Genomic DNA, 8,191 nt, shown 5'->3' with positions numbered 1-8,191 from the left:
CCTGACATCGGCAAATACCCGGCGTTACGCAGGGTCGCATCAAAGCGGTTGAACAGCCCATCGATCGCACCCGCCTGGGTCAGACGCTTTTGATACAGCCAGACCGTTTTGGCATCCGGCACCCGATCTGAAAGTCCCAGCCCAAGGAAACGCATAAAGGAGAGGCGATCGTTGATCAGCTATTCCGTCCGCTCATCAGACAAATTGTTGAGCGTCTGGATCACCAGGATCTTGAACATCAGCAGCGGATCAAATGGCGGTCGCCCGCCCTTGCTTCCATCTGAATAGGCCAGAGCCTTCTCCAGTTCCGGGCAGAACACCTCAAAATCCACAGTCCGGGAAAACGCTTCGAGCTGATCGCCAAGCCCACTCAGCCGGGCAAGACGCTCTTCAACATCAAAGAAACCCGGCTGCTTTATAGCGCCATTCCCTCAGTTAGAACCAGACGAATGGAATCACAGAGCAGGCCTCAAAACCAGGGGGTTTTTCGAACCCTCCACTTGGCTGGCCTGATTTTTCAGAAGGAAGACTGGAATTGCTTCAGGCAATTCTGAGGGATCAAACACGCACCATTCTTTTTCATGATTCGCACATGACAAAAAGAACGCCTTACACATCTGGATGTGTCTGATTTTAGTGTTTGAGTGACACTCTATAAATGATGCGGGCATTCTTTTCTGACGCTTCTGGCACGCACTTGGCCATTCATTGTAATCCAATCCGGTGCTATCCAGTGCCGAGACGCTCCGCCATAAATCCAACAAAAGCCCGGATCTTGGGGAGGGACTGCCTGCTGGAAGGCCAGAGAATACAGACGTCTCTTTTATCGTGAATGTAGCTGTCCAGAACCGGGACAAGACGCTCTGCCTTAATCCTCTCGTGCACCATGAAATCTGGGAGCAGAGCAATGCCCACCCCCTCCTCTACCAGGCTCAGTAAAGAGTTAATATTATTGGAAACTGAAGCTGTTGGAAGCTCCGGGCGGATCAGTTCCCCATCAATCAGAAATGGCCAGGGAGCCAGCTTTCCGCTGCTGGGATAGCGATATCTCAGACAGAGATGCGCCTGAAGATCATCAGGACTGACCGGCAGCCCTCGCTGAACGATATAGTCTGGAGCGGCTACGAGCCTGTGGTGAAACCCGTTAAGTTTTCGCATCATAAGACGCGAGTCATCAACAGCACCTATGCGCATGACAGCATCAAACCCCTCTTCAACCAGGTTGACCAGACGATCGCTGAAATCAAGATCCAGTTCGATTTCAGGAAAATGCTTCTGGAACGCAACGATATGCGACATCAACTCAATCCCCAGATTTGGGAAGCCAACGCGCAGACGTCCTTTAGGCTCTGCCGTAGCCTCGCTCAGTTCCTCTCGGGCCGCCTCGAACTCTGCGAAAATCCGATAACAGTGCACAAGAAATTTCTGCCCTTCCGCTGTAAGAGCGATAGCACGTGTCGAACGATGGAAGAGACGAACGCCCAGTTGCTGTTCCAGCTTGGCAATCGTTCGGCCAATCGCCGATGAGGAAAGACCGATCCGCCGCCCGGCTTCCTTGAAGCTACTTGTTTCTGCGGCCTGTACGAAGGCCTCCAAAGGCCCAAAATATGTCATGACATGATTGCATTTTGTTCCGTTATGTTCGGAGTATTGTCCCGTTTATCGCACGCATGACAATGGCTTAAGATGAGCAGGTGTTAGTCAGAACAGCAATTTGCATCACGCCAGATAGACGTAATTCTGAAAGTATCTGTGCTTGATCGCTAGCGTTCTCAGGCACTCATTTTGCTATAAATTATGGAGCTAAACGTGGCCTCTCCTGCTCTGTTTGAACCTTTTACTCTCAAAGACACCAAGTTGCGTAACCGCATCGCAATCCCTCCGATGTGCCAGTATATGGCCACAGAGGGCGTCGTGAATGACTGGCATCATGTTCACTATGGCGCGTTGGCACGCGGTGGAGCCGGATTGGTCGTTGTCGAGGCAACAGCCGTTGCGCCAGAAGGTCGGATTACTCCGAATTGTGCGGGTCTATGGAATGACGAACAGGCACGGGCTTTTGTCCCAATCGTCAAGGTCATCAAAGATGGTGGCGCAGTGCCTGGTATCCAGATCGCTCATGCGGGACGTAAGGCAAATGCCAATCGCCCATGGGAGGGAGATGACCATCTTCCCGAAAGCGATCCGCGAGCTTGGCAGACCATTGCTCCCTCTGCCAGTGCCTTTGGCAATCATCTTCCCCGGACGCCCAAAGCGATGACCCTGGAAGATATCACTCGCGTGCAGCAGAACTTCGTTGATGCAGCACGGAGAGCTTTCGAAGCTGGATTCGAATGGATTGAACTCCATTTTGCCCATGGCTATCTGGCACAAAGCTTTTTCTCTGAGCATAGCAATCATCGAACTGATGCTTATGGCGGGAGCCTGGAGAACCGCAGTCGTTTCCTCATTGAAACCCTTGCCGCGGTTAGAAAAGTGTGGCCGGAACACCTGCCTCTGACAGCCCGCTTTGGTGTTATCGAGTTCGACGGCCGTGATGAGCAGACCTTTTCTGAGTCCATGGAACTGGTGAAGCGTTTCAAGGCGGAGGGGCTGGATCTTTTGAGTGTGAGTATCGGTTTCACCATCCCCGATGTGAAAATTCCATGGGGACCAGGTTTCATGGCGCCTATTGCTGGCCGCGTTCGTAAAGAAGCGGACCTCCCGGTAACGTCAGCCTGGGGCTTCGAGGTGCCTGCCGTGGCAGAGCAGGCTGCTGCCGAGCAAAGATTGGACCTCGTATCGGTTGGGCGTGCACTTCTTGCCAATCCGCACTGGCCTTATGCAGCCGCGAAAGCCTTGCGCGCAGACCGACCGGCCTGGGTCTTGCCTGCTCCGTATGCCCGCTGGCTCGAGCGTTACAGTCTCGGGCAGTTCTGAGACGAAAAGCAGCATCCCCTTTCTCCTCTCAGGGCAAGACTGCTTATTCCGTCAACTAGAGTCCCGCCGGCTGTTTTTCAGAGAAACAGCTGGTGATCAACACGGTATAGGACTGTCTGGTCATTATAATGGACTTGTAACGGTTTTGTGCCGGTGTATGATTTCTTTTAGGCGGCTTTGGCCTCGAAAGCGAGTGGGCTGATACTCCCGAGATAGGAGTGGCGCCGTCGCGAGTTATAGAAGCCGTTGATGTATTGAAAGATGGCGGATGTTGCCTGACGCCGTGTTGGCCAACTTTTTCTCCGGAGCATTTCGGCCTTGAGGCTCTTGAAAAAGGTTTCGACCACGGCGTTATCGTAGCAGTTTCCCTTGCCGGACATGGACGGGGTCATCCTGTATTCCGTCAGTTTTTTCTGGAAATCATGGGAGCAGTATTGGCTGCCGCGATCAGAATGGAAAATACAGCCAGATGACGGGTTACGGAGACGCACCGCCATCTCGAGTGCCCTGATAGCGAGGTCCTTTTTCATCCGGTCACTGACAGCCCAACCGATAACGCGGCGGCTGAACAGGTCAATAACGACGGCAAGGCAAAGCCAACCTTCACTGGTCCAGATATAGCTGATGTCGCCTGCCCATTTCCGATTGGGGGCATCGGCCATGAAGTCGCGGTCCAGAATATTGTCGGCAAAACCAAAGGAATGCCGACGATCGGTCGTAACTTTGTGCCGACGTGTACGCACGGGACGAATATCGTTGGCTTTCATCAGTCGCCCCACACGACGCTCACCAACAGCAAGCCCTGCTTCCTTGAGTTCCATGGTCATTCGCGGACGGCCATAGGTCCGGTTGCTCAGGGCATCATGCTCGCGGATATGCGCCAGAACCTTCAGATCGGTGCGCTGGCGCTCGCACAGAGGCCTACAAACCCACGCCCGGTCGCCACGCGTCGAGACCTGCAGAACCCGACACAGGTCGGCGATGGACCAGCGGTCGCGATGGGCCCTGATAGACGCGAACCTCACATCTTTTGGCTCGCGAAGAACTGCGTGGCTTCCTAAGAAACAGCAGGTTCGGTGGCTACAGGGATGGGATGCAGGACAAACCCCAGTGATTGGGCGCGTCGGTGTAGATTGGAGACGACACGTTTGCGATGGATTTCATCGTAATGTCCTGCTCCGGGATCGGCATAAACCATGCCGTATCTAAGGGTATTATAAAACAGAACTGCTATTTTCCGGGCCGTGGCGGTCACAGCTTTTGCTTTCCCGACCCGCGCTGACAGGCGTCTGTAAAAAGCCCCCAACGCAGTATCGCTTCGCCCGAGCGTCGTGGCAGCCAGACGTAGTAGTGCTGCGGCCCGGCTTGAGGATCGGCGTGTGCGAGATGAAAGAAGCTTCCCACCGGAAATCTTGTTCCCCGGAGCGAGGCAGAGCCAGGACGTGAAATGTTTTGCACTTGGCCAGGCGCGGAGATCTGTGCCGCATTCTGCCACAAGCTTGAGAGCCAAGGACACACCGATGCCATGGATCTGCGTGAGATCCACGCCCAGCAAGCGATACAGAATGCCTCGTACGTCGAAGGACGGAGCACTCACCTGCTTTGTCTTGATCCGAGGCTTTGGGAGGTCTGCCGCAGGCTTTGCACTGCCGTGGCTCAAAAGCAGTAGCAGGCCTTCCATGCGGCGATCACAGGCCATGATCCGTTCCTGATAAATATCATAGAGCTCCAGTGCCTGCGTCAGAGCGAACACATGTTCATCTCTATAATTGCCCATCAGAGCTGCCGATATCACTTCTGCCGATGAGCGGCATCTGACGTCGCGCTTAGCGGCCAGCGTCTCTGGATCACGTTCACCGCCGACAATTGCCCGGATAATCTGCATGCCTGTGACGCCAGTGATATCGGAGACGACGTGATGGAGTTGCAGATTCATTTCCATCAGGGCTTTCTGCATGTGCTGGATATGTCCCGCAGCATACTCGACCAGACGTTCACGTTGACGCAGGTAAGCCCGCAATGCGGCAATATCGGCCTGAGGCCGAAAGCTTCCACGCAGCAAGCCATAGGAATGAAGTTGCTGGAGCCATCCGGCATCGCTCACGTCCGTCTTGCAACCGGGTACATTCTTGGCGTAGCGCGCGTTCACCAGAATGACGTCGAAACCATGCTGCTCAAGGATTTCATAAACCGGGATCCAGTAGACGCCTGTAGATTCCATGGCGACACTGGTGACTTTGCATTCTTTGAACCACTCAGCCAACGCATGCAGGTCGGACGTAAATGTGCCAAAGTACCGGATTGGGTCCTTCGCAGCCTCAGGGGCCACCGCCGCCATATGCATCCGTGATCCAATATCGATCGCAGCGGCTCCCTGAATATGGCGTGTGAGATCAAGGGACGCTTTTGCAGATTTTCGAGGCATCGTAACATCTCCACACAGTGTGCTGGAGGAGGGTGTGGAACATGCCTATCAATCATCTTCCTAACCGGGATCACCGCAAGGCGGTGTCACCATTCTCAAGTTCGCACAGTTCCATGGACCACGTTTTTTAACGGGGACGAACCCGCCAATAAGCGAACGGCCGCTACCCTCCTGTCCGGCACAATAGCATGGCCCGTTTCTATGCCGCACAGGCGGACAAACGGCCGGGATCGTTTTTTAATATTTCCCTCTCCTCCCGCAGAATACGGTTTTCCAAGCGAAGACGCTCGTTCTCCCGGACGAGGTCCGTCTGCTCTTCAGGTACTGGCAGTTCGATCGTTCGATACTGCGAAATCCAGTGTCCCAATGTCGATTTGCCAATCCCCAGATCCGCCGCAACCCGTGCCCTGGGCAAACCGCTGCTCAAGGCAATCCTCACTGCCTCACGACGAAATTCTTCTGTGTGTGTCACGGCCATGGTTCCGTACCTCTCCTGATGCGAGCATAAAATGCTCAGTGCACCGGCACAAAACCGTTACAAGTCCAGTTTACACCAAGCATCTGCTTTTATTCGTAATTGTTTGCCACAACGGCTCTGGCCAGAGAATTTCTTTTCAAGATAATTGCCGTCTTTCTGCTACCTCATCTCCGGTTTAAGCATTAAGCAGGTAGGCGGCAGTCGCCTACATGTCAGAAGCCAGAGCGTCGCTCTTCGCTTCTCTGAAACGGACGTGTTCATGGCTTGCGAGGATAGGCTGTTGTCGATCACGACCAACATCACGAGCATCCCGCCTAAAATGCGCGGTATGTGCCGGCGGCCAAGTGCGATGACCCCGCTCGTCTCTGTTAGGGCGTAGGGGGAACTCAACACCAGTCTCTCTGGAAATGGTTATTGATGGATGACAGGCTCAATGATCGTCGGAATTGCAGCCCGGAGCACGCGGAGAGCTGACGGCTTGGCGTAGTCGGTCGACCCGATTACGCAAGTCCCGCAGTTCGGTGATCGACAGCCCGGTCGCCGCCAACACACAAGCCGGAATCGTCTCGGCCTGAACGCGCAGGGCCCGACCGGCCTCGGTCAGATGAACGCGCACCTGTCGTTCGTCCTTCTGGTCGCGGGTGCGTTCCACAAGGCCAGCGCCCTCCAGCCGCTTGAGCAACGGCGTCAGGGTGGAGCTGACCAGATCGAGTTGTGATCCAATTTCGCCGACAAGTCTGCCGTCACTGCTCCACAGGACGGTCATTACCAGATATTGCGGATAGGTGAGACCGAGCGGCTCGAGCAGCGGTTGGTACAGCCGATTGAAGGCGTGGCTCGCGGCATACAGCGAGAAGCACACGAAATTCGACAGATCAGGTGTGGATGGGTCTTCGTTCATATCATCCTCTATAAGCAGAGTCATTATATCGCGCAATATCAAATCTCGGGCGATGTTAATGCATAGGAGCTATGCAATTTCCAATGTTCCACGATAATATCGCACGCGATATATAATGCCTCACAGGCCGATCGCAGCCTGATCGATACGGAGTTTTCCATCATGAAGCGCCTCTCCACAGTCATCGCCTTGGCTACCGCTATTGCCGCCGCGCCCGCGCTCGCCGCTCCCGTGCTGGAGCCTACGACCCAGCATTTCCTCAACGACCTCGCCACCGCCCATGTCCCGGCCATCCCCTCGCTGTCGCCGCACGATGCCCGTGCGCTGCTGGACGGCGCGCAGGCGTCGGTGAAGGTCACCGCTCCCTCTGCCCGGATCACCGACCGCGTGCTCCCCGTTGGCCCGACCGGCAGCACACGCATCCGGATCTATCGCCCGTTCGACGCCCCGAACCATGCGCCGGCCATCGTCTATTATCATGGTGCCGGTTGGGTGATGGGCGGCCCGGCCAGCCATGACCGCCTCGTGCGCGATCTGGCGGCGGGCAGCGGTGCGGTGGTCATCTTCGTCGATTACGAACGCTCGCCCGAGGCGCGTTATCCAACTGCGATCGAGCAGGATTATGCGGTTCTGGAGTATGTCGCTCGTCATCCGGTCGAATTCGGGATCGATCCATCCCGCATTGCCATCGCCGGAGACAGCGTCGGCGGTAATATGGTTGCGGTCGTCTCCGCGCTCGTTGCGGAGCGGCATGGACCCAGGCCCGTAGCACAGCTCCTGTTCTATCCGGTGACCGATGCCGCGATGAATGACGGATCCTATCGCGAGTTCGCCAGTGGCCCCTGGCTGACAGCGAAAGCCATGGATTATTTCTGGAACCAGTATCTGCCTGCCGGCACGGACCGCGCCCAGCCGCATGTCTCGCCGCTGAACACGCCGGACTCCATCCTGCACGGGCAGGCGCCAGCGCTGGTCATCACAGATGAAAACGATGTCCTACGTGACGAGGGCGAGGCCTACGCCCGACGCTTGGTCGAAGCTGGCGTGCCGGTCATAACGACCCGCTATAACGCGACGATCCACGATTTCGTTATGCTCAATGCGCTCGCCAAGACGCCGGCGGCCACCGCCGCAGTCGCCCAGGCGGCTCATTTCCTGCGCGATGCCTTTACGAAGGTAAAGTGAGAGAACAGAAGCGGTCTGAAGCAATTCCCTCCCAAAAGAGGGAGCGCTTCAGCCTCGCGCTGGCCGCAGTTTCTGCTCCGTCCCTCAGGCACTGACCATGAACCTATCGCTGGCATGACGACTGCATATATGCGGGGTCTTATGAGACGGACAGCTCTCGCCCGACGAAGTAGGTTGTCAGGTTGATCTTCAGGAGACGCCCATTTGTGTCGTGAAAGTCGATTGCATGAATGACCGCTTTTCCAGTCCTACCGCCCAACAGCCGACATTCTGCTCACCCCCC

Annotated in this window: 5 protein-coding genes and 3 pseudogenes; 2 read left to right on the top strand and 6 right to left on the bottom strand. The window is 55.7% G+C overall.

Features of this window, described 5'->3' with window-relative positions; all coding sequences use genetic code 11:
* Positions 1–419 (bottom strand): annotated as a pseudogene (locus GJA01_RS14660) (transposase); the annotation flags it as partial.
* Between the two features lie 307 nt (positions 420–726).
* Positions 727–1,614, bottom strand: coding sequence for a LysR family transcriptional regulator (locus GJA01_RS14655; protein ID WP_062020704.1), 888 nt, complete (start codon positions 1,612–1,614; stop codon positions 727–729).
* Between the two features lie 183 nt (positions 1,615–1,797).
* On the opposite strand from GJA01_RS14655, the gene GJA01_RS14650 reads away from it, so the two are divergent.
* The gene (locus GJA01_RS14650) at positions 1,798–2,919 is read left to right on the top strand and encodes an NADH:flavin oxidoreductase/NADH oxidase (protein ID WP_062020707.1); all 1,122 of its coding nucleotides are present in this window, start codon (positions 1,798–1,800) and stop codon (positions 2,917–2,919) included.
* A gap of 167 nt (positions 2,920–3,086) precedes the next feature.
* Here the strand turns inward: GJA01_RS14650 and GJA01_RS14645 are convergent.
* The 4 genes and pseudogenes from GJA01_RS14645 to GJA01_RS14625 form a co-directional block, all read right to left on the bottom strand.
* Positions 3,087–3,974 (bottom strand): annotated as a pseudogene (locus tag GJA01_RS14645) (IS3 family transposase); the annotation flags it as partial.
* Between the two features lie 2 nt (positions 3,975–3,976).
* Positions 3,977–5,344: an IS110 family RNA-guided transposase gene (locus tag GJA01_RS14640; RefSeq protein WP_062020699.1), complete on the bottom strand. Its 1,368-nt coding sequence runs from the start codon at positions 5,342–5,344 to the stop codon at positions 3,977–3,979.
* Positions 5,345–5,579: 235 nt separating this feature from the next.
* Positions 5,580–5,822: pseudogene (locus GJA01_RS14635) on the bottom strand (transposase); the annotation flags it as partial.
* Positions 5,823–6,252: 430 nt separating this feature from the next.
* On the bottom strand, positions 6,253–6,723 hold the full coding sequence (locus GJA01_RS14625; RefSeq protein ID WP_059431506.1) for a MarR family winged helix-turn-helix transcriptional regulator: 471 nt from the start codon (positions 6,721–6,723) through the stop codon (positions 6,253–6,255).
* A gap of 162 nt (positions 6,724–6,885) precedes the next feature.
* Here GJA01_RS14625 and GJA01_RS14620 point away from each other — a divergent pair, with 162 nt between their 5' ends.
* Positions 6,886–7,908: an alpha/beta hydrolase gene (locus GJA01_RS14620; protein ID WP_062502494.1), complete on the top strand. Its 1,023-nt coding sequence runs from the start codon at positions 6,886–6,888 to the stop codon at positions 7,906–7,908.
* Positions 7,909–8,191: the final 283 nt, after the last annotated feature.

The organism is Gluconobacter japonicus (genome assembly GCF_002723975.1).
Taxonomy (GTDB): domain Bacteria; phylum Pseudomonadota; class Alphaproteobacteria; order Acetobacterales; family Acetobacteraceae; genus Gluconobacter; species Gluconobacter japonicus.
This window is presented reverse-complemented; position numbering and strand designations above follow the sequence as displayed.